The 19,700-nt window shown below is 66.4% G+C and carries 19 protein-coding genes and 1 riboswitch; of the genes, 10 read left to right on the top strand and 9 right to left on the bottom strand.

The annotated features are described in order from the left end of the window. Positions 1–64: 64 nt before the first annotated feature. Positions 65–1,261: a sugar transporter gene (locus tag IB274_RS03745; protein WP_192430711.1), complete on the bottom strand. Its 1,197-nt coding sequence runs from the start codon at positions 1,259–1,261 to the stop codon at positions 65–67. A 159-nt stretch (positions 1,262–1,420) separates the two neighbouring features. Further along, positions 1,421–2,335: a LysR substrate-binding domain-containing protein gene (locus IB274_RS03740; protein ID WP_192430710.1), complete on the bottom strand. Its 915-nt coding sequence runs from the start codon at positions 2,333–2,335 to the stop codon at positions 1,421–1,423. Between the two features lie 139 nt (positions 2,336–2,474). Between IB274_RS03740 and IB274_RS03735 the strand changes: the two genes are divergently transcribed. The 3 genes from IB274_RS03735 to IB274_RS03725 are packed head-to-tail and all read left to right on the top strand — an operon-like array spanning position 2,475 to position 3,702. Then, complete coding sequence (locus IB274_RS03735; RefSeq protein ID WP_151186142.1) at positions 2,475–3,113, top strand: FMN-dependent NADH-azoreductase; 639 nt, start codon at positions 2,475–2,477, stop codon at positions 3,111–3,113. Beyond that, positions 3,113–3,421 (top strand): DMT family transporter, encoded by a 309-nt coding sequence (locus tag IB274_RS03730; protein ID WP_192430709.1) that lies wholly within the window; start codon positions 3,113–3,115, stop codon positions 3,419–3,421. The genes IB274_RS03735 and IB274_RS03730 overlap by 1 nt, the downstream gene beginning before the upstream one ends. A 59-nt stretch (positions 3,422–3,480) precedes the next feature. Further along, positions 3,481–3,702, top strand: coding sequence for a VF530 family DNA-binding protein (locus IB274_RS03725; RefSeq protein ID WP_192381716.1), 222 nt, complete (start codon positions 3,481–3,483; stop codon positions 3,700–3,702). Between the two features lie 90 nt (positions 3,703–3,792). On the opposite strand, the gene IB274_RS03720 is transcribed toward IB274_RS03725, so the two are convergent. Beyond that, positions 3,793–6,909 (bottom strand): transglycosylase domain-containing protein, encoded by a 3,117-nt coding sequence (locus IB274_RS03720; RefSeq protein ID WP_192430708.1) that lies wholly within the window; start codon positions 6,907–6,909, stop codon positions 3,793–3,795. 230 nt (positions 6,910–7,139) lie between these two features. On the opposite strand from IB274_RS03720, the gene IB274_RS03715 reads away from it, so the two are divergent. The 3 genes from IB274_RS03715 to IB274_RS03705 all read left to right on the top strand — a co-directional run bounded on the left by IB274_RS03715 (position 7,140) and on the right by IB274_RS03705 (position 9,851). Next, positions 7,140–7,409 carry a hypothetical protein gene (locus IB274_RS03715; RefSeq protein ID WP_151186144.1) on the top strand — a complete coding sequence of 90 codons (270 nt, stop codon included), beginning with the start codon at positions 7,140–7,142 and terminating at the stop codon, positions 7,407–7,409. 44 nt (positions 7,410–7,453) lie between these two features. Further along, the gene (locus IB274_RS03710; protein WP_192430707.1) at positions 7,454–8,131 is read left to right on the top strand and encodes a class I SAM-dependent methyltransferase; all 678 of its coding nucleotides are present in this window, start codon (positions 7,454–7,456) and stop codon (positions 8,129–8,131) included. Positions 8,132–8,456: 325 nt separating this feature from the next. Beyond that, positions 8,457–9,851, top strand: coding sequence for an amino acid permease (locus tag IB274_RS03705; protein ID WP_139791530.1), 1,395 nt, complete (start codon positions 8,457–8,459; stop codon positions 9,849–9,851). Between the two features lie 58 nt (positions 9,852–9,909). Here IB274_RS03705 and IB274_RS03700 read toward each other — a convergent pair whose 3' ends face one another. The 4 genes from IB274_RS03700 to IB274_RS03685 all read right to left on the bottom strand — a co-directional run bounded on the left by IB274_RS03700 (position 9,910) and on the right by IB274_RS03685 (position 14,091). Next, a complete protein-coding gene (locus IB274_RS03700) occupies positions 9,910–10,284 on the bottom strand; it encodes a 5-carboxymethyl-2-hydroxymuconate Delta-isomerase (protein WP_192430706.1) in 375 nt (124 codons plus the stop codon). A gap of 565 nt (positions 10,285–10,849) precedes the next feature. Further along, positions 10,850–12,760: a M48 family metallopeptidase gene (locus tag IB274_RS03695; protein ID WP_192430705.1), complete on the bottom strand. Its 1,911-nt coding sequence runs from the start codon at positions 12,758–12,760 to the stop codon at positions 10,850–10,852. A 21-nt stretch (positions 12,761–12,781) separates the two neighbouring features. Next, positions 12,782–13,378 (bottom strand): LemA family protein, encoded by a 597-nt coding sequence (locus IB274_RS03690; RefSeq protein ID WP_192430704.1) that lies wholly within the window; start codon positions 13,376–13,378, stop codon positions 12,782–12,784. A gap of 164 nt (positions 13,379–13,542) precedes the next feature. Then, complete coding sequence (locus IB274_RS03685) at positions 13,543–14,091, bottom strand: cysteine hydrolase family protein (RefSeq protein ID WP_192430703.1); 549 nt, start codon at positions 14,089–14,091, stop codon at positions 13,543–13,545. A gap of 102 nt (positions 14,092–14,193) precedes the next feature. On the opposite strand from IB274_RS03685, the gene IB274_RS03680 reads away from it, so the two are divergent. Then, entirely contained in the window at positions 14,194–15,192 is a 999-nt protein-coding gene (locus tag IB274_RS03680; RefSeq protein ID WP_192430702.1) for a GlxA family transcriptional regulator, read from the top strand. Here the strand turns inward: IB274_RS03680 and IB274_RS03675 are convergent. Then, positions 15,182–15,481, bottom strand: coding sequence for a DUF3303 domain-containing protein (locus IB274_RS03675; protein WP_192430701.1), 300 nt, complete (start codon positions 15,479–15,481; stop codon positions 15,182–15,184). The two genes, IB274_RS03680 and IB274_RS03675, sit on opposite strands and share 11 nt — an antisense overlap. A gap of 193 nt (positions 15,482–15,674) precedes the next feature. Next, a complete protein-coding gene (locus tag IB274_RS03670; RefSeq protein ID WP_192430700.1) occupies positions 15,675–16,043 on the bottom strand; it encodes a cupin domain-containing protein in 369 nt (122 codons plus the stop codon). 177 nt (positions 16,044–16,220) lie between these two features. Here IB274_RS03670 and IB274_RS03665 point away from each other — a divergent pair, with 177 nt between their 5' ends. The 3 genes from IB274_RS03665 (at position 16,221) to IB274_RS03655 (ending at position 19,683) form a co-directional block, all read left to right on the top strand. Beyond that, positions 16,221–16,649 (top strand): VOC family protein, encoded by a 429-nt coding sequence (locus tag IB274_RS03665; RefSeq protein WP_192430699.1) that lies wholly within the window; start codon positions 16,221–16,223, stop codon positions 16,647–16,649. A gap of 73 nt (positions 16,650–16,722) precedes the next feature. Then, a riboswitch (cobalamin riboswitch) is annotated at positions 16,723–16,930 on the top strand. Positions 16,931–17,122: 192 nt separating this feature from the next. Beyond that, positions 17,123–18,979 carry a TonB-dependent receptor plug domain-containing protein gene (locus tag IB274_RS03660; RefSeq protein WP_225614675.1) on the top strand — a complete coding sequence of 619 codons (1,857 nt, stop codon included), beginning with the start codon at positions 17,123–17,125 and terminating at the stop codon, positions 18,977–18,979. Then, positions 18,979–19,683, top strand: a complete 705-nt coding sequence (locus IB274_RS03655) for a (2Fe-2S) ferredoxin domain-containing protein (protein ID WP_192430697.1) — start codon at positions 18,979–18,981, stop codon at positions 19,681–19,683. Before IB274_RS03660 ends, IB274_RS03655 begins: the two co-directional genes overlap by 1 nt. The last annotated feature ends 17 nt before the right edge of the window (positions 19,684–19,700 follow it).

Raw genomic sequence — 19,700 nt, 5'->3', positions numbered from 1 at the left:
CTGTAGGAGCGCGCCATGCGCGTGGTCGCGGGCATGGCCCGCACCTACAGGGAACACCGATGTTTCAGTGCGAGGCGTGCCCGCCGTTCATCGCCACCGCGTAGCGCCAGCAGGCGAACAGGCACAGCAGCAGGCCGACCATCGCCAGCGCGCCACCGACGTAGCCGATCCATTCTAGCCCCATACCCACCGCCACGCGGCTGCCCAGCAACGCGCCGCCGCCGATGCCGACGTTGTACAGGCCGGAGAACATCGCCATGGCCACGTCAGTGGCGTCATGGGCGAGCTGCAGCACCTTCGCCTGCAACGCCAGGCCGAAGCAGAGGATCGCCGCCCCCCAGAACAGGCTGAGGCCCAGCAGCGCCGTGGGCGAATGGGCCAGCGGCATCAGCAGCAGGAGCGAGCCGCCGAGCACGGCGATGGCCAGGCACGGGAAGGCGCGGGGGAAACGCTCGCTGTAGCGGCTGAAGAGGATCGAGCCGAACATCCCGGCGCCGCCGAACAGCAGCAGGAGCAGGGTGGTCTTGTGGCTGTCCAGTGCGGCGACCTCGCGGGCGAACGGCTCGATGTAGCTGTAGGCGGTGAACTGCGCAGTGATCACCAGCACGGTGAGTACGTACATCGACACCAGCGCCGGGCGGCGCAACAGCAGCGGCAGGCTGCGCAGCGAGCCGGAGTTCTGGCTCGGCAGCAGCGGCAGCGCGCGGGCCAGCCAGAGCACCACGACCACCGAGACGCCGGCAATCGCCAGGAAGGTGGTGCGCCAGCCCATCGCTTCGCCCAGCACGCGGCCCAGCGGGATGCCCAGCACCATCGCCAGGATGGTCCCGGTGGCCAGCAGGCCGAGGGCTTTCGCCTGTTGGCCCGGCGGCGCCACACGCACCGCGAGCGACGCGGTAATCGACCAGAACACCGCGTGGGCGAAGGCGATGCCGAAGCGGCTGATCATCAGCACCGTGAAGTTCCAGGCGAAGCCCGAGAGCACGTGGCTGACGATGAACAGGCAGAAGATCACCACCAGCAGGCGCCGGCGTTCCATGTTGCGGGTCAGCTGCATCAGCGGCAGCGAGGCCAGCGACACGACCCAGGCGTAGAGCGTGAGCATCAGCCCGGTCTGTTCGGGACGCATGTCGAAGCTCGCGCCGATGTCGCTGAGCAGGCCCACCGGGACGAACTCGGTGGTGTTGAAGATGAAGGCGGCGATGGCCAGGGCAATGACGTTCAGCCAACTGCCGGAGCGGGTTTCTTGCACGGTGGTCATGGGAATCCTGAGGTGAAGTGGGGCTCAGGCCGTGCCTGCGGATCACGCGAAAGACGTGTCCCTGGCAAAGAAGAATTGTTGTTGCGGCGGGCCTGATTCTACCCACGGGTTGCCCATCGCGCACGGCGAATGCCGCCCTGCGCGGGCGCAGCGGCAGGCTCAGGCAGCGTTGTCGATCAGCGGGTCGGCGGCTTGCGCGGCTTCCTCGGCCAGCCAGTCGAGGAACGCGCGCACCGGCGGGTGGCGCTCGCGGCCCGGCACGCAGAGCGCGGTGTAGCTGGCGCCGGGCACGTTGATTTCCGGGCGGTAGGGCACCAGCAGGCCTTTCTCCACGCTCTCGGACACCAGCAGCGAACTGGCCAGCACCAGCCCCTGCCCGGCGATGGCCGCCTGCAGGGCGTAGAACTCCTCGTCGTATTCGCGCTGCACTGCCTGGGCCAGCAGGCATTGCTCGCCGGCCACCTGGCACCAGGCCTTCCAGCCGCGCTCGTAGAGCTCGGAGTTGTGCCAGCGCACGCTGATCATCTCCGGTACTTCCACGTCGGCGGTGGCCACCAGTGCCGGCGCGCCATAGACGGCGAAGCGCTCCGCCAGCAGGAACTGGCTGTGCATGCGCGGGTAGTCGCCGAAGCCGTAGCGGATCGCCAGGTCGACGCTGGCGTCCTGCTGCAGGTCGAGCAGTTCGCACTGGCTGTCCAGGCGCAGGCGGATGTGCGGGTAGCGCGCGTAGAAGCGCCCCAGGCGCGGCACCAGCCACAGCGCGGCGAAGGCCGGGGTGGTGGAGATCGTCAGGCTGCTGGCGCTGCGCTGCGGGCGCAGGCTGTCCACCGATTGCGATACCTCCAGTAGCGCGCCATGCAGGCTGCGGAACAGCCGCTCACCGGCTTCGGTCAGGCGCACCTGGCGTGGCAGGCGCTCGAACAGCGGCAGGCCCAACCATTCCTCCAGCGCGCGCACCTGGTGGGACACCGCCGTGGGCGTGACGGCGAGCTCCTGGGCGGCGGCCTTGAAGCTCAGCTGGCGCGCGGCGGATTCGAAGGTGCGCAGGGCGGGAAGCGGCAGGTTGGCGAACATGGTGCGCTCCATGGATGAGTTGAATTCATCTGGAAGGAAATCCCCTCAGTTGTCCGGCAATACGGCTGGAAATAGCTTAGGCGGCAACAGGAGGCCAATCAGGGCTTCCGCAGTGTACACCTTCAGCAAGGAACGACAGATGAACAGGATTCTCGCCATTCACGCCAGCCCCCGCGCCGACCGCTCGCATTCCCGTCGCCTGGCCGAGGGCTTTCTCGCCGCGCTGCCGCAGGCGCAACTCACCCGCCGCGAGGTCGGCCGTGCCGATCTGCCCCACGTCAGCGAAGGCTTCATCGCCGCCGCCTTCCACCCGCAGCGAGAGCATCGCCCGGCCGAGTTGCAGGCCGAGCTGGCGCTGAGCGAGGAGCTGGTGAATGAACTGCTCGCCCACGACCTGCTGGTGATCTCCACGCCCATGTACAACTTCAGCGTGCCCAGCGGGCTGAAGGCCTGGGTCGACCAGATCGTCCGCATCGGCCGCACCTTCGACCTGCACCTGAAGGACGGGGAGGCGGAATACGAACCGCTGCTCAAGGGGCGCAAGGCGCTGATCGTCACCAGCCGCGGCGGCGCCGGCATGGGGCCGGGCGGCGAGCTGGAATGGATGAACCACGCCGATACCTGGCTGCGTGTGGCGCTGGGTTTCCTCGGCATCGAGGACGTGCAGGTGATCGCCGCGGAGGGCGAGGAGGGCAATCCCGAAGCCTTCCGCGCTTCCTATCAACAGGCCGAGCAGGCCCTGGCCGATCTCGCCGAGAGCGAGTGGGCGCGTGCGTGATGGCCTGGGCGATGCTGATGGTGGCGGCGGTGTTCGAGGTGATGTTCGCGGTGTCGATGAAGTACGCCGAAGGCTTCACCCGACCGCTGCCGACCGTGGTGACGGTGGTCGCGGTGATCGGCGGGATCTTCTTCCTCACCCTGGCGATGCGCCAGTTGCCGGTGAGCATCGCCTATCCGGTCTGGACGGCCATCGGCACGCTGGGGACGGTATTCTTCGGCTTCGTCCTGCTGGGCGAGGCGCTGACCCTGACCAAGCTGGCGTCGGTCGCCCTGATCGTGGGGGGCGTGGCCGGGTTGCGGGCCTGATCGCCTGTGGCTGATGCTTGATGGTAAGGTGCCGCGCATTCTCCACGACGGCACCGAAGATGAACGACAAACCGAAGAACCCGCTGCATGGCGTGACCCTGGAAGCCATCCTCAACCAGCTGGTGGCGCAGTACGGCTGGGACGGGCTGGCCAAGCGCATCGACGTGCGCTGCTTCAAGAACGACCCGAGCATCAAGTCCAGCCTGACCTTCCTGCGCCGCACGCCGTGGGCGCGGGAGCAGGTCGAGGCGCTGTACGTGAAGAGCGTGCAGAGTATCTGATGGCGGGGCGTGCGTAGGGGGCGGCCGGCGAGCACGGAGATTTTGTAGGAGCGCCGGTGTATGCGATCTACGACAGTCCCGCCTCCTGGCTCAGCGCCAACTCACCCGCAGATTGTCCAGCCGCTCCTGGCAGCCGGTGCTGATCCCCGGTTCCAGGTAGCTGGTCAGCAGCGGCGCCATGCCCTTGAGCACTTGCACCGGTAGCGCCGAGGTGAACTTGAAGCCGTCCGACTCGCTGCCCGCCACGTAGGCGGTGAGCGTGCCGAAGTGGCGCGGGCCGATGTAGAAGACGAAGGTCGCCGTGCGGTTCATCGCCTTCGAACTCTTCACCCAGCCACTGCGGGTGACGCTCTCGATGCGGTTGTCGCCGGTGCCGGTCTTGCCGCCCATCACCAGTGCATTGCCATCAGCCAGCTTGAAGGTGCCGGACAGACGCCGCGCAGTGCCCGCATCCACCACCTGGGATAGCGCCGTGCGCAGGGCCTGGGCCACTTCCGAGCGCATCACCTGGCGGCCATTGCCGGATTCCGGGCCGAGGGTGACTTCATAGGGTGTGGCGGCGGCGAAGTGCAGGCTGTCGATGCGCAGGGTCGGCAGGCGCACGCCATCGTTGAGGATGATCCCCATCAGCTCCGCCAGCGCCGCCGGGCGGTCGCCCGAGCTGCCCAGCGCGGTGGCCAGCGATGGCACCAGGTGGTCGAACGGGTAGCCCAGGCGCTTCCACTGTTCATGCAGGTCGAGGAAGGCTTCCACCTCCAGCATGATGCGGATGCGCTTGTCGCGGGCGTACTTGTGCCGCGACTTGAACAGCCAGCCATAGACTTCCTTGCGCTCGGCGCTGCTGGCGGCCACGGCGTCGGCGAAGGTCGCTGCCGGCTGGCGTTGCAGGTAGCCCAGCAGCCAGAGTTCCAGCGGGTGCACGCGGGCCACGTAGCCCTGGTCGTTGAGGTTGAAGGCGCCCGGCCCGTAGCGGGTGTAGAGGTCCTCGATGCGCTTGTCGGTGAGCTTGTCGCCGGCGTACTTGCCCTGCTTCAGGCGATCCTGCAGGAAGGCGGCGAAGGTCGGGACATCCGCCTGCGGCTGCAGGTAGCGGTGGATCGCCGCCAGCCGCACCGGCCAGGCGCGCAGGCCGTCGAGGAAGGTGCTCAGGCGCGCGTCGTTGTCCTTGCCCTTGTACTTCTGCCAGAAGCGCAGCAGGTAGACCTGGCTTTCCTTGTCGACGAAGCGGTCGAGGTAGTCCTGCCGGCGCGGGTCCTTGTCGTCGGCGAGCACGGCGACCTTGCTGCCCTCGTTGGCGTAGATGTCGTGACGCACCAGGTCGCGCAGCAGGCGCACGAAGGGCAGGTTGATCGACTCGCGCAGGGCGTCCTGCAGGGTCGGGATGCGGCCGTTGTCTTCCTTGCGGAAGTTGCTGAAGGTGTGGATGCCGCCGCCGGTGAAGAAGCTCTCGTAGGGGCTGGCGGAATACTTGCGCTGCAGCGCGGCGGCGAGCATGTCCGGCAGGTCGCGGTCCTTGGCGGTGATCAGGTAGTCGATGGACCAGCGGGTAAGGAAATCCAGCGGCTCCACCGGCACCTTCTTCAGCTCCGCCACGCTCATCGGAGCGTACAGCTGGTGCAGGTCGGCGATGGTTTCCAGGTAGGTGGAAAGCACGCGCAGCTTGGCGGTGGAGCCCAGTTCCAGCTTGCTGCCTTCGTTGATGTCAAAGGGTTGCTCGGTGCTGTCGGTCTGCACGCGCACGCGGTTGCCGCTGGGAGTGCGCTCGAAGAGGGTGAAGCTGTAGCGCACGTCTCTGGTCTTGTCCTTGGACAGCAGGTGCTCGCCGAACAGGCCGATCTGCTCGGCGAATTCCGGGTCGGACAGATGCCGCAGGTAACCGGTGACCTGCTCCTGCAACTCATGCTGCAGGGTGGTGGTGAAGCTCATGTCGAAGCGGTCGAGGTCATACAGCGGCACATCGAGCATGCCGGCCAGGCGGGTGCGGGCCAGACCGATGCCCTTGTTGTTCTCCAGCGGGGTGAAGCTCGGCTCGCTGCGCGGATCGCGGAACGTAAGCTTCTGCTTGAGTGCGGCGTCGCGCAGTTCGGGGGCGATCACGTTGTTCTGCGCCAGCAGGCGCAGGTAGCTGTCGGTCAGCACGGCGAGCTGTTCTCGGCCGCGCGCCAGGTACCAGGACGGCCGGCGGTGGGCGATCATCAGCGACACCACCTGGCGCAGCGCCTTGCCCTGGGCGGCCAGTTCGGCGCCGGAGCCGGGCGGGGCGTTGAGCAGCTTGTTGACCTGCTGGTAGTCGGCGCCGTACCAGATCCACAGCCCGTCCGGCAGGCCACTGACTTCGCCGTAACCGGGCTGCGCCGAAAGCGGCACGGAGTTCAGGTAGGTGAGGGCGACGTTGCGCCGCGCGGCCATATTCTCCGCGCCGTTCTGGTAGGTGCGCACGCTGGCCGAAGCCATCTGCCGCAGCTTGTCGGTGATGGAGTTGGTGCGGCCGTCCTCGGAGTGGCGGTACTTCTCGATCTGCGTGGCGAGGGTGCTGCCGCCGGGCGCGTGATTGCCCAGGCCGACCAGCTTGCCCACCTGCGCCACCGAAGCCTGGGTGAAGCGGCTCCAGTCGATGGCCGGGTTCAGGTAGGGACGGTCGGGGTCGAGCAGATCGCGGTTCTCGATGTACAGCAGGCTGTTGACGATGGCCGGCGAGATGCTCTCGAAGTTGGCGTAGAGCCGCTGCGGGTAGCGGAAGTTGTAGATCGGCAGGCCGCGGCAGTCGGCGATGTCGACGCCGGCCTGGGCCTTCTCCGGGTAGGGCGGGAACATGCCGTGGCTGGTGTACTGCATCAGCGGATCGGAGAAGCGCGCCTGGCTCAGAGTGACGAAATTGCGCTCGTGCAAGCGGCCGAGGAAGCTCGGCAGCTGCTGGTAACCCAGGCGCCGGTCGAAGGGGCCGCCCTGGGGATAGACCACGTCGCCGGTGCCGCCCTGTTCCAGGCTCCAGGTCAGCCCGGTGGCGTAGCGTGCCAGCTCGCGCGCCTGCAGCTTGGAGGTGCGCGCTTCATAGAGCAGCGCCGCGCCCATGGCGGCCAGCAACGGCAGGAGAAAGAGGAAGAGGATGAGGAAACGGTGGTGATGCACTTTCTGCGGGGAAAGGCCGGGCCCCAGACTTCCCGGTTGACCTGCCACTTGCGTACCGGAATGCTTCGAGTTGCCCATCTTCACGCCCCGCCCTTGCTTGTACGACAGCCCAGGTAGCGGACTCCGCCCACGTGATGGCCGGCGCCATCCTGGCGCCGCGAAACCCGCTTCCCCCGCGGCTTTCCTAACTTCCAGCGTAGTCGGCGGCAAAAAAACTGCGCACCGGCTGGCACCGTTCATGGCCGTGCGGATTGATTTGCCGACGGCCAGCAGGTGCAATGTACTGACTTCGACAGGAACCCTTGCCCATGCGTTCGCCTTTTCTGCCTTGCAGCCTGCCCCGTGTTCTGCCTCTGGCAGCGCTGCTGCTGGCGTCCTTGAGCGCCCAGGCGGCGCCCATGCCGTTCTACCGCTGGCAGAGCAAGCTCGATGGCGCCTACACCTGCCAGCAGACGTCGCCGGGCAGTGGCTGGCAGAAGATCGGCGGGCCGTTCCGTGACGCCGGCTGCCGTGAAGCGCTGCCGCAGACGCCGCCACCCAAGGGGTTGGCGGTGCCCAAGGTGTTGAAGCCTTTGTAGGAGCGCGCCATGCGCGCCATGCGCGCGATCGCACGGAGCAGACCATGACCGATCACGACGCCCGAATCCGCCAGAGCTGGCAGACCAACGCCGATGCCTGGACCCGTGCGGTGCGCGAGCAGCGTATCGAAAGCCGGCGGCTGGTCACTGACGCAGCGATCCTCGGCGCTATCGCCGATGGCCCAGCGCGGCGCGTGCTCGATATCGGCTGCGGCGAAGGCTGGTTGTGTCGCGCGCTGGCGGAGCGGGGCAGCGAGTGCGTCGGCGTGGATGCCTCGGCGCCACTGATCGATTCGGCGCAGGCTGCAGGCGAGGGGCGCTTCGAGGTGATGGATTACGTGGCGCTGATCGAGTCCGGCAGCAGCCTGGGCCAGTTCGACGTGCTGGTCTGCAACTTCGCGCTACTCGATGAGTCCATCGCGCCGTTGCTCGGCGCATTGCGTGAGCGGCTCAACCCCGGCGGGCGGCTGCTGATCCAGACCGTTCACCCCTGGACCGCCTGCGGCGACGAGCCCTATGCCGATGGCTGGCGCCTGGAAACCTTCGCCGCATTCGGTGGCGAGTTCCACTCACCGATGCCCTGGTTCTTCCGCACCCTGGAGTCCTGGCTGGCGCTGCTGGCCGCCAGCGGCTGGCGTTTGCGGCAGCTGCGCGAACCGCGCCATCCGGGCACCGGCCAGGCCTGCTCGCTGTTGCTGGAACTGCAGCCGCTGGCGGGCTGAACCGCTCTAAAACGGCCCTGGCCGGGCGCGTGGATGTGGCGATACGCCGCTATTCCTTTGGTCACATTGCACCTTGGTGGTGCAGACGTTTCCTACACACTTGTGTAACACTCGCCCGCGACCTCAGCCGTGGTCCTCCCGCAATGCCCACGTCCGCTTCACAAGAGCGGGCAGCCTCTTCCGGTGTGCCGTCCTGGAACTGCCAGACACTTCTCTCTCCGTGCCTCCCGGCGCGGTGGCGAAGCCTTTCCGGTGGTTCCGCACCCTGACTGCACTCAGAGTCCGCAGCTGATTACTCCCAAGAACAAAATGAGGTTGCATCACCATGTCGTCCCACGATCTCCAAAGGGATCTCAACGAGCGGCACATCCGTCTCATGGCCCTGGGCGCCTGCATCGGCGTCGGCCTGTTCCTTGGCTCCGCCAAGGCCATCCAGATGGCCGGCCCGGCCATCATGCTCTCCTACATCATCGGCGGTCTCGCCATCCTCGTGATCATGCGCGCCCTCGGCGAGATGGCCGTGCACAATCCGGTGGCCGGCTCCTTCGCCCGCTACGCGCAGGACTACCTCGGCCCGCTGGCCGGCTACCTGACCGGCTGGAACTACTGGTTCCTCTGGCTGGTGACCTGCGTCGCGGAAATCACCGCGGTGGCCATCTACATGGGCATCTGGTTCCCTGACGTGCCGCGCTGGATCTGGGCACTGGCCGCGCTGGCGAGCATGGGCACCATCAACCTCATCGCCGTGCGCGCCTTCGGTGAATTCGAGTTCTGGTTCGCGCTGATCAAGATCGTCACCATCGTCGCCATGATCCTGGCCGGCGCCGGCATGATCTTCTTCGGCCTGGGCAACGGTGGCATCGCCACCGGCATCTCCAACCTGTGGAGCAACGGCGGCTTCATGCCCCACGGCATCACCGGCGTGCTGATGTCGCTGCAGATGGTGATGTTCGCCTACCTGGGCGTGGAGATGATCGGCCTCACCGCCGGTGAAGCGAAGAACCCGCAGAAGACCATCCCCGGTGCGATCAACTCGGTGTTCTGGCGCATCCTGCTGTTCTACGTGGGCGCGCTGTTCGTGATCATGTCGATCTACCCGTGGAACGAGATCGGCACCCAGGGCAGCCCCTTCGTGATGACCTTCGAGCGCATGGGCATCAAGACCGCCGCCGGCATCATCAACTTCGTGGTGATCACCGCCGCGCTGTCGTCCTGCAACGGTGGCATCTTCAGCACCGGCCGCATGCTCTACAGCCTCGCCCAGCATGGCCAGGCGCCGGCCGTGTTCGCCAAGACCTCGAAGGGCGGCGTGCCGCGCAATGCGCTGCTGCTGTCGATCTTCGCGCTGCTGCTGGGCGTGCTGCTGAACTATCTGGTACCCGAGAAGGTGTTCACCTGGGTGACATCCATCGCCACCTTCGGTGCGATCTGGACCTGGGCGATGATCCTGCTGGCGCAGCTGAAATTCCGCCGCGGCCTCTCCGCCGCCGAAGCCGGCAAACTGCAGTTCAGGATGTGGCTGTACCCGCTCAGCTCCTACCTCGCCATGGCCTTCCTGGTGCTGGTGGTGGTGCTCATGGCCTTCTTCGAGGACACCCGCATCGCGCTGTACATCGGCCCGGCGTTCCTGGTGCTGCTGACGGTGCTGTACTACGCGCTGAACCTTGCTCCTAAAAATCTGGCTCCGAAAGAGCAGGGCAGCGTCGCCAGCCGTGCCTGATGCGCGGTTGAGCGAATGAAAGAAGGGCCTCTGCGGAGGCCCTTTTTTTCGTGCCGAATCAGGCGCTGGGCAGGCTGCCGGCCATGCGGGTCAGGCTGCGGTCGAACTCGGTGATCTCCAGTTGCAGGCCGACGGGGCGTTTTTCGATGAGCGCGGCGAGGGTCTGCTCGGCGGTGGCGAACAGCGTGTCGACGATGCGCTGGCGCAACTCCTCCGGGCGGCCGGGGGCGATGCGGACCTGGATATTGATGAAGGCTTCGTTCTTAGTGTTCGCGCCCACCTGGTATTCCCCGATGGCGCGGGCGAAGGTGCGCAGGCCGTTGATGGGGAACACCCCGAGACTCTGCGCGGCCTCGTGGAGTTTTTGCGCAAGGCCCAGCGGTGCGAGATCGTCGGCGAGGTTGGCGGTGTAGTCGATGGCGATGTGGGGCATGGAGCGCAGTCCGGCGTCAGTGGTGACGGCCATCCTAGGACGATGGGCTCGCTGGCGATATGCGGGTGACTACGTATTCGATTGCGCCGACCCATCGGCTGGGTCGGCGTTTTTTTTGCTGTGGTATTGCAGGTTCGCTGCGTTGGCTTGGGTGTTTCAGCGCCGCTTTGGCGTGCGCGTGGACTCTGTGGTTTCGCCCCCTCGGGCGACCTACTTTGCCAAGCGACGGATGGCCGCCCCACGCAAAGTAGGCAAAGGTCTTGCCCCGGACATCCGGTTTTTCGCTTAGGCGAAAAATTCCCTCGTTGAACGGGGCATTCGGCGTGCGCGGATATTTCTCTGGAAGTCTTCAGAGCCAGAGCCAGAGCCAGAGCCGGGGATCGGGAGGTTGGGATATTCGGCTCTTTGTAGGAGCGAGCTTGCTCGCGAACCGCAACGCAGCGGACCTTGTCCGCGAAATCCATCGCGGATGAATCCGCTTCTACAGGAAGCGCCCTTGTCTCGCGCCTGTGATGTTCGTAGGGCGCATAACGCGGCAGCGTTATCCGCCCTACGTGCTGGAGCGTCAGCCGGCCAACAACGGCGGCATCGGGCAATCGAGGATATCCGCCACCGCGCGCATCAGTTCGGCCTCGCCGGTGCTGATGCGCCCGTCGTGCTCGATGCAGCGCGCAAGCGCCTTGAGCAGTTGCGGCTTCTGCAGCGGCCTGAGTTGCTCCAGCTTTTTCAGAGCGCCTTCCAGGTCACGCAGGCTGCCATCCGCCGGTAAGGGGTGAGGCGGGAAGGGCAGGCCGCTCCAGGCATCGGCGAACGCCTCTGCGGTTTCCGCATCGCTGGTTTCACCGACGCGGGCGAGGAAGGCCAGCAGTGTCGCGGACTCTTCGGCAAGCTCCGCCAGCGCCACGTTGCCGATCTTTCCGCCGCCCGGCCGCAGGTTGCGTTCGACGATGCGCAGCAGGGTCCACTCCAGCAGCTTCACCTTGCCGTCCAGCTTGATCAGCAGCGCCATGTTCTCGCGCAGGGCGAGGAAGGCCTTGGCGTCCAGTTGCTTGAGCGCCGGCATCGCCAGGTCCAGCAGCGGCAGGCGCTGACCGGGATCGAGTCGCAGTAGCGACTCTTCCAGCAGGTCCAGTTGCAGCGCCAGGCTCAGGTTCAGGCGCTTCTTGATCTCTTCCAGCTGGCGCGCACGCAGGCCGGGCTCGCTGTCCAGCAGCAGGCCGTAGATCAGAGCCTCGGCACCTTCGCTGTCGTGGGCGGCGCGTTGCAGGCGCTCATCCAGGCGTTGCAGGGTGCTGCGCGCTTCCAGCAGGTGGGCAGCAGTCGGCGCGCCGACTGCTGCCACGGCCACTTCCACGGCGCTGGGCTGGTAAGGCTGGCCGGTGACGGCGGCGGTCCAGGCTTCCTTGTTCATCAGTGCCACGTCCAGGCGCGGCTCGAACTTCGGGAAGCGACCGTCCCAGCCCGGCTCGACGCGGCGGATGCGCTCCTTCAGCGGTGGGTGGGTGTCGAACCAGCTGCTGCCCACGCCATCGCCGAAGTACATATGGCTGAACTCGGCCGCGCGTGGTGCACTGAGCAGGGCGCCCAGCGGGTTGCCACCGATCTTCTTGAGCGCGCCGGCGATGGTCGAGGGATCGCGGGTGAACTGCACCGCCGAGGCGTCGGCCAGGTACTCGCGCTGGCGGCTCACCGAAGCCTTGATCAGGTGGCCGAAGAAGGTTCCGACATAACCCAGCACGTAGAGCACCACGCCGGCGCCGATCACCAGCAGTACCACGCTGCCGCCGCCGTTCTTGTCGTTGCTGCTGCTCCGGCTGCTGACCCGGATGCCGGTACTGGTTTCGCTCCAGCCGCGCAACAGCATCCCGCCGATCAGGCCGAGCAGGAGCATGCCGTGGAGCAGGGCGGTCAGCCGCGTGTTGAGCAGCATGTCGCCGTGGTGGATATGGCTGAATTCGTGGGCGATCACGCCCTGCAGCTCGTTGCGGTCGAGCTGCTCGATGGCGCCACGGGTGATGCCGATCACCGCGTCGCGTGGCGTCAGCCCGGCGGCGAAGGCGTTGATCGAGCCATCTTCCAGCACGTACACCGGCGGCACTGGCGAGCCGGAGGCCAGGGCCATTTCCTCGACGACGTTGAGCAGACGGCGTTCATCGGCGTTGCCGGCGCTGAGGTTGAGCAGGCGACCGCCGAGACTCTCGGCCACCACCTTGCCGCCTGCGCTCAACTGCACCTGCTTGTACAACGCGCCGAGGACGACCACGCCGATGATTACGGCGGCCACCGACAGGTACAGCTCCGGGTCGGGCAGGGAGGCGCGGGAGGTGAGGTGCAGCGCCGGTTCGCCCAGATGTCGCCAGAGCCAACCCAGAGCGACGCTGGTGATGGTGACCAGGCAGACCACTGCGACAGTCAGCAGCAGGACCAGGCGCCCGGTCTGCTTGCGGGCGCGGTCCTGGTGTTCGAAGAAGTTCATCGCGCTTCCTGCGCCAGGATTTTAGAAGGCGACTTTCGGCGCGGCCTGGATGACCTTGCTGTCCTCGAACTCCAGCAGGCTGGCGTCCTTGCTGTGGCCGTAGGTGGTGGCCAGGAAGTTGGCGGGGAACGACTGGCGGTAGGTGTTGTACTCCATCACCGAGTCGTTGTAGGCCTGGCGGGCGAAGGCGACCTTGTTCTCGGTGCTCGACAACTCCTCGCTGACCTGCTGCAAGTTCTGCGAGGCCTTGAGGTCCGGGTAGGCTTCCAGGGTCACGTTCAGGCGGCCCATGGCGCCGCCCAGAGCGTTCTCGGCGGCGGCCAGTTGCGCCATGCGGCCGGCGTCGCCGGGTTGCTCGGAAGCGGCCTTCAAACCTGCCACCGCAGCGTTGCGCGCGGCGATCACCGCTTCCAGCGTCTCGCGCTCGTGCTTGAGGTAGGCCTTGGCGGTTTCCACCAGGTTGGGGATCAGGTCATAGCGGCGCTTGAGTTGCACCTCGATCTGCGCGAAGGCGTTCTGGTAGCGGTTGCGCAGCGCCACCAGGCGGTTGAACACGCTGATCAGCAGGAAGATGACGCCAGCGATGATGGCGAGGGTGATGATCGAAGAAACGCTCATGGGATGTCCTTATCGGCAGGCGAATGTGGCCCGATGATAGCGGAAAGCCGGCGGAGTGTTTCGCAGCTTCTCACGTCCTGCTGCACCGGTTCGTCGGCAGTGTTACGGAGCGCTTCTGAACGAAAAGCGGCCTTCGGGGAGGCCGCTTTTGCCGAACGGGTTGATTAGCGATTCAGGTATTCGGCGGTGGAGACCACTTCGGCGTAGGCAAATGCCAGGGAGGCCATATACGCCGCATGTACCTGGGCTGCCGGAACCTTCACGCCATTGAACTCCAGGTCCAGGGTGGCGCAGGCGTCGTGCAGCACGGTCACCGGGTAGCCGAAGTCGGCGGCGGCGCGCACTGCGCCATCCACGCACATGTGGCTCATGTGGCCGACCACCACCAGCGATTCCACGCCGTGCTGGTCGAGGATGGCCTTCAGGTCGGTGTCGCGGAACGAGTTGACGAAGTGCTTGAGCACCACCGGCTCGCCGGGCAGATTGGCGACCTTGCCGTGGATCTTCGCGCCGTCGCTGCCGGGAGCGAAGAACGGGGCGTCGGCGCTTTCGAATTCGTGGCGCACGTGGACCACCAGGTCACCGCGCTCGCGGAAGGCGGCCAGTACCTTGGCTGCATGGTCGGCGGCGGCTTCGATGCCGACCAGCGGCCACTTGCCGGAAGGGAAGTAGTCGTTCTGGATATCCACTAGGATGAGCGCTTGCTTGGCCATTTCCGAATTCCTTATTGAGTGGTGAGGAAGTGCGACCAGTATGGTTCGCCGCGCGCCGCGCGGTGATCAGCCGGAACGACAATAACCGGGGGAAAACTGACAATGGCTGTGGAACGGAGCGTCGTCGAGATCGGGTTGCTGCTCTATCCCGGTGTACAGACGGCGGCGCTGCATGGGCTGACCGACCTGTTCGCGGTGGCCGAGCGCATCGCCGGCGAAGAAGCCGCGCAGCAGCTGCCGGCACTGCGCGTCAGCCATTGGTCCGGTGAGGACGGCGGTGAGCCGCGGCGTGTGTTCGACACGCATCCAGGCGCCGACAGTCGCTTGGTCGCCGTGCTGGTGCCGCCCTCGTTGTTCGGGCTGCCCGACGCCGCGCCGCTGCGCAATCTCACCGACTGGCTCGCCGCGCGCCACGGCGAGGGCGCCATCGTAGGCTCGGTGTGCATCGGCGGCCTGCTGGTGGCGGAGGCGGGGCTGCTTGACGGCCGCAGCGCCACAGCCCACTGGAGTGGTGCCGAGGCCTTCGCCGAACGCTTCCCGCGCGTGCGCCTGGAAGCGCACAAGCCGATGGTGGACGACGGCGACCTGATCACCTCCGCGGGGCTGATGGCCTGGTCCGAACTGGGCCTGCGCATCGTCGACCGCCTGCTCGGCCCGAGCATCGCCAACCGCACCGCACGTTTCCTGGTGGTCGAACACAGCGACAGCGCCCAGCAATGCGGCAGCAATTTCGCCCCGCTGCTGGGGCATGGCGACGCCGCCATCCTCAAGGTGCAGCATTGGCTGCAGGGCAACGGCGCGGTGGACGTCAGCCTCGCTGCCATGGCCGCCCAGGCTGGACTGGAAGAGCGCACCTTCCTGCGCCGCTTCCGCGCCGCCACCGGGCTCAAGCCCACCGAGTACTGCCAGCACCTGCGGGTAGGCAAGGCGCGCGAGCTGCTGGAATTCACCAACGGCACGGTGGACCACATCGCCTATACGGTCGGCTACCTCGATCCGGGCTCGTTCCGCAGCACCTTCCGCAAGATCACCGGGATGGCGCCGAGCGATTATCGCAAGCGCTTCGGGGCGAAGGTTGGCGCGAGCGCACTCAGCGATTGAGCGCAGCCTGTTTCTGCTGCATCAGCTCCATCATCAGCGGTGCCAGATCCTGGTCGGTGAGGGCAGGATGAACCTGCATGTCCAGCAGATCGTTCCACTGCATCATCCAGCGTTGTATTTCGATAGGGCTCTCGGCTTCGGCCAACCCGAAGCCGAGCATGTGCCCGACGGCATGCCAGCGGCCTAGCAGCTTTACCGCAGCATGCGGCAGTGCGCCGTTCTTGAGGAAGCGCTCGATGGCGGCATCACGGTTTTCCATGGGAATGGTCCAACTCACCAGATAGAGCATGTCGCACCTCTGGCCCGGGTCCGGGCAGTCAAGTGTCGCGGACCCGAATCGGTACCGCCGCCAGAGTCACGCCTGTTGTTTCCCAGGCGTTACAGCCGCCGGCTGGGAGCGGTTTCCTCCCGTCAGGCATAGCAGCCGTCGCCCGAAGGCGAGATGCCGCTGATCGGCGGCGCACGATGCCGTCGATCGACGGTCACACCCAGCGATCATTCTCCGCCGTGCGTTCGCCGCCCTGGTCGCCGGTGTTCAGCACCCCGCGCGGTTCGATCAGCATCACCTGCACCTCGTGCTCGGCGTAGGGCTTGTGCTCCACGCCGCGGGGCACCACGTACAGTTCGCCGGCGCGCAGGGTCAGCGGGCCGTCGCGGAAGTCGATGCGCAGCTCGCCATCCAGCACGATGAAGGTCTCGTCGGTGTCGGCGTGGCTGTGCCAGACGAAGTCGCCCTGCAGCTTCACCACCTTGAACTGGTAGTCGTTCATCTCGGCGATCACCCGTGGTTGCCAGGTTTCACTGATGCGGTCGAGCTTGGCCTGCAGGTTGATCGGTTGGCGTTGGGTCACGGTGGTGTTCTCCTTGGGATCGTTGCGTCGACACTACGACCGACCCGTCGAGCGGTCTTGCAGGAAATTGCGCTTCGATGCGGCTTACCGATTTGCTGCTGGTCGCCGCATGGCGCTGAGGGGCGAAAACGGGTGACTATGCTCAGATCATCGCGCCCGTTCTTGCTGGAGACCGCCATGTCCACGCCCGCTCCCATTGCCCGCCCCAGCGTCATCCCTTGCCTGCGCTACCGCGATGCGCCCCAGGCCATCGACTGGCTGTGCGCCACCTTCGGCTTCCAGCGGCAACTGGTGGTCGCCGATGATCATGGCGGCATCGCCCACGCGCAGCTGGCGCTGGCCGACGGCAGCGGGCTGGTGATGCTCGGGTCATTGCACGACAACGAATACGGCCGGCTGATGCGCCAGCCCGACGAGATGGGCGGCTGCACGCAGAGCATCTACGTGGTGGTGAAGGATGCCGAGGTGCTGTATCGCGCGGCAGTGGACGGCGGCGCGCAGATCGTCATCGACATCAAGGACGAGGACTACGGCGGCCAGGGTTTCACCTGCTGTGATCCGGAAGGGCACATCTGGAGTTTCGGCACCTACGATCCCTGGCACTGATCCCGCGCTTTCGCGCCAAGCCCGCAACATCCTGCCCAACCCCTGCGCTTGACGCTTTCGTCCGCCAAGTGTTCAGATTCGCCCCGTTTCAGGTGCCCCCCGCCGCCGTGCGTGGGGTGAAACGGGAAGCCGGTGCGTCGCCCTCGTGCGACCAGTCCGGCGCTGCCCCCGCAACGGTAAGCGAGCGAAGCATCCACTAGGCCACTGTGCTCAGGCATGGGAAGGCGGACGTTTCATGACCCTCGCAAGCCCGGAGACCGGCCTGGAACCTGTTTGGCAAACCCGCGGTGGGCGGGCGTGAGCCGGTTCCCGGGGCGCGCTCGTTCCGGGTGTCGCTGCGCCGCCTGCGAAATCCCGATTTCGAGGCGATCACCTTGCAACATTCTTCGTTCCTGAACCGGCGTGTCCTGCGCTGGAGTTCTGTCCTTCCTCTCTGTGTCCTTGGCTCGCAGCTCGCTGCGGCGCCGCTCGACCTGGCCGATGAAATCGTCAGCGGCCCTTCCGTGGAATCCACCACCGTGGCCGACATGGCCCGCTACGGCAGCAAGCTGGAGGTCATCGACCGCCAGCAGATCGAACGCGCCGGCCCCAGCGCCGACATCACCCGCGTGCTGCAGATGGTCGTGCCCGGCCTGTTCGTTGCGCCGAAGAACGGACCGTTCGACTACGGCACCTACTCACTGCTCGGCGGGCGTAATGACGACACGCTGATCCTGCTGGACGGCGTGCGGCTGAACAACCGCCTCTACGGCGGCATCTACATCGACACCCTGCCGACCACCGCGGTGGAGCGCATCGAAGTGCTCAAGGGCGGCCAGGGCCTGCTGTTCGGCACCCAGGCGGTGTCCGGGGTGATCAACATCGTCACCCGCAGCGCGCGGAGCCGCGAGGCGGCCGGCGAAGTGAATCTCGGCCTGGACACCTTCAAGGGCCGCAGTGGTGATGCCCGCGCCGAGAAGATCGCGCAGAACGGCCTGGGCGACCTCGGCCTGATGGCCTACGTCAGCCACAACCGCTCCGACGGCTACCAGCCCTACCGCGACCGCGACATGACCGACACGGTGAGCGACAAGCGTCGCTCCTACGACGTCAACGTATTCGGCGCCAAGGCCATCCAGGCCATCGGCGATGCCTCGCGGCTGGGGCTGTTCTACCAGTACGCCGACGCCGAGCTGGACTTCGCCCGGCCAACTTCCAACCACCACACCAGCAACAACCGCGTGCAGCAGATTGCCACGGCGACTTTCCAGCAGAGCGTCAGCGAGGACTTCAGCTGGTTCGCCAAGACCCACATCAATGACTGGGATACCCGCTACGACCGCGTCTACAACCTGCAGGGCGGCGGCACCCAGGTGCTCAATCACAACGACTACTGGGGCTTCACCGACTGGGGCGCGCAGCTCGAAGGCAAGGCGAAGCTGGCGGGCGGTCACGAGCTGGTCCTGGGCAACGACAACCAGTGGTACAAGGGCCAGGACGATGTGCTGATCATCGACAACGACAAGGCCGAGTCCCACGCGCTCTACGCCCAGCTGCGGCCGAACATCGAGGCGCTGCCCGACTGGCACCCGAGCCTGGGCGTGCGCCGCGAGGAAATCTCCGGCGGTGAAGGCGCCACCGTGTGGATGCTGACCTCGCTTTACGACCTCACGCAGCAGCTCAAGCTGCGCGGCCAGTTCGGCACCGCCTTCAAGCTGCCCACCGCCGAGCAGTTGTTCGTCAACGAGCCGGGCGATGAAGTCGGCAACCGCGACCTCAAGCCCGAGCGCAGCCGCAACGCCGAGCTGGGCCTGGACTACAACGGCGAGCTGTTCGAGCAGCCGTGGAGCGGCAGCGTCACGCTGTTCCGCCGCGAGATCACCGATCTCATCACCCTCGCGGGCGATCAGTGGGTGAACGGCAACGGCGAGATCACCGTACGGGGCATCGAAGCCAACGGTCAGTTGCAGGTTGGCCGGCACTGGCAGGTCTCGGCCGACGCCACGCGCAACCTGGTGGACAGCCGTGAGGGGGTGACGGTGAACAACATCCCGCACTTCTTCGCCCGTGTGCGCCTGGGCTATGACGACAGCCTCTGGGGGGCGGGCCTTGCCACGCGCTATATCGGCTCCATCGTCAGCGCCCAGGACGACGACTATGGCCACTACACGGTGCTCGACGGCGACGCCTACCGCTACCTCGACGCTGCCCACGCGCACCGTCTGAGCCTGCTGCTGGAGAACCTGCTGGACCGCGACTACGCCACTGGTCGCACCAGCAACGGCATCCGCCAGGTGGACAACCTAGGCCGCCCGCGCACCGCCGAACTGCGCTACACCTTCAGCTTCTGATGAAGGCCATTCTGCTGGTCGGCCCGCTGGCTGGCGCCCAGGGCGAGCGCTTGCACCGCGAGGTGTCGGCGCGTCTTGCCGGTGTCGAGTGCATCGATACCGGTGAGGGTTTCAATTCGCTGTGGGCGCGGGTGCGCGAGCTCTTGGCCGAGGAGCGAGAACTGCTGCTGGTGGACCTTGAACCGACCGGCGACGGCGCCTATCTCGACTGGTTGCGGGCTGAACTGGCTGCCTTGTTCGCGGAGCACCCGCAGGCGCCGCCGCCGAAGGTCACCGCTTCTGCGCTCGGCCGGCGCGGGCTGGATGCGGCGGCGGTGCTGGCGGCGATTGATGATCCGGCGCAACAGCTGGATTGCCAGGGCGTCGGCGAAGTGCCGTCGCAGCCGGACTGGTCCGCGCCACCGCCGCACCGGCATCACCTGCTCCTCTGCACCGGGCCGCGTTGTGTGCGGCGCGGTGCGCTGCCGTTGTGGAAAACCCTGCGTCGCGAGCTGATCCGCCTCGATCTGTACGAGAACGCCGAGGGCGCCCTGCTGACCCGCACCGGCTGCCAATTCCCGTGCAATCGCGGGCCGCTGCTGACGGTCTATCCCGAACGCGTCTGGTATGGCCTGCGCAGTGACGAGCAGGTGTGCCGGATGGTGGCGGAGCATTTGCGTGATGGCGTGTCGGTGGACGAACTGCGTGTGGACGGTGAGCCATGAAGCACAGGTTGCTCTTC

The organism is Pseudomonas sp. PDM18 (assembly GCF_014852585.1).
GTDB lineage: Bacteria > Pseudomonadota > Gammaproteobacteria > Pseudomonadales > Pseudomonadaceae > Pseudomonas.
Note: the sequence above shows the minus strand (reverse complement) of the source record. Positions and strands in the feature narration are given on the sequence as shown.

Coding starts and splice junctions, on each gene's coding strand:
- IB274_RS03655 (WP_192430697.1), top strand. CDS start 18,979: ATGAAGGCCATTCTGCTGGTCGGCCCGCTGGCTGGCGCCCAGGGCGAG.
- IB274_RS03715 (WP_151186144.1), top strand. CDS start 7,140: ATGCGTTCGCCTTTTCTGCCTTGCAGCCTGCCCCGTGTTCTGCCTCTG.
- IB274_RS03745 (WP_192430711.1), bottom strand. CDS start 1,261: ATGACCACCGTGCAAGAAACCCGCTCCGGCAGTTGGCTGAACGTCATT.
- IB274_RS03690 (WP_192430704.1), bottom strand. CDS start 13,378: ATGAGCGTTTCTTCGATCATCACCCTCGCCATCATCGCTGGCGTCATC.
- IB274_RS03680 (WP_192430702.1), top strand. CDS start 14,194: ATGGCTGTGGAACGGAGCGTCGTCGAGATCGGGTTGCTGCTCTATCCC.
- IB274_RS03730 (WP_192430709.1), top strand. CDS start 3,113: ATGGCCTGGGCGATGCTGATGGTGGCGGCGGTGTTCGAGGTGATGTTC.
- IB274_RS03705 (WP_139791530.1), top strand. CDS start 8,457: ATGTCGTCCCACGATCTCCAAAGGGATCTCAACGAGCGGCACATCCGT.
- IB274_RS03665 (WP_192430699.1), top strand. CDS start 16,221: ATGTCCACGCCCGCTCCCATTGCCCGCCCCAGCGTCATCCCTTGCCTG.
- IB274_RS03675 (WP_192430701.1), bottom strand. CDS start 15,481: ATGCTCTATCTGGTGAGTTGGACCATTCCCATGGAAAACCGTGATGCC.
- IB274_RS03685 (WP_192430703.1), bottom strand. CDS start 14,091: ATGGCCAAGCAAGCGCTCATCCTAGTGGATATCCAGAACGACTACTTC.
- IB274_RS03735 (WP_151186142.1), top strand. CDS start 2,475: ATGAACAGGATTCTCGCCATTCACGCCAGCCCCCGCGCCGACCGCTCG.
- IB274_RS03740 (WP_192430710.1), bottom strand. CDS start 2,335: ATGTTCGCCAACCTGCCGCTTCCCGCCCTGCGCACCTTCGAATCCGCC.
- IB274_RS03710 (WP_192430707.1), top strand. CDS start 7,454: ATGACCGATCACGACGCCCGAATCCGCCAGAGCTGGCAGACCAACGCC.
- IB274_RS03695 (WP_192430705.1), bottom strand. CDS start 12,760: ATGAACTTCTTCGAACACCAGGACCGCGCCCGCAAGCAGACCGGGCGC.
- IB274_RS03720 (WP_192430708.1), bottom strand. CDS start 6,909: ATGGGCAACTCGAAGCATTCCGGTACGCAAGTGGCAGGTCAACCGGGA.
- IB274_RS03725 (WP_192381716.1), top strand. CDS start 3,481: ATGAACGACAAACCGAAGAACCCGCTGCATGGCGTGACCCTGGAAGCC.
- IB274_RS03700 (WP_192430706.1), bottom strand. CDS start 10,284: ATGCCCCACATCGCCATCGACTACACCGCCAACCTCGCCGACGATCTC.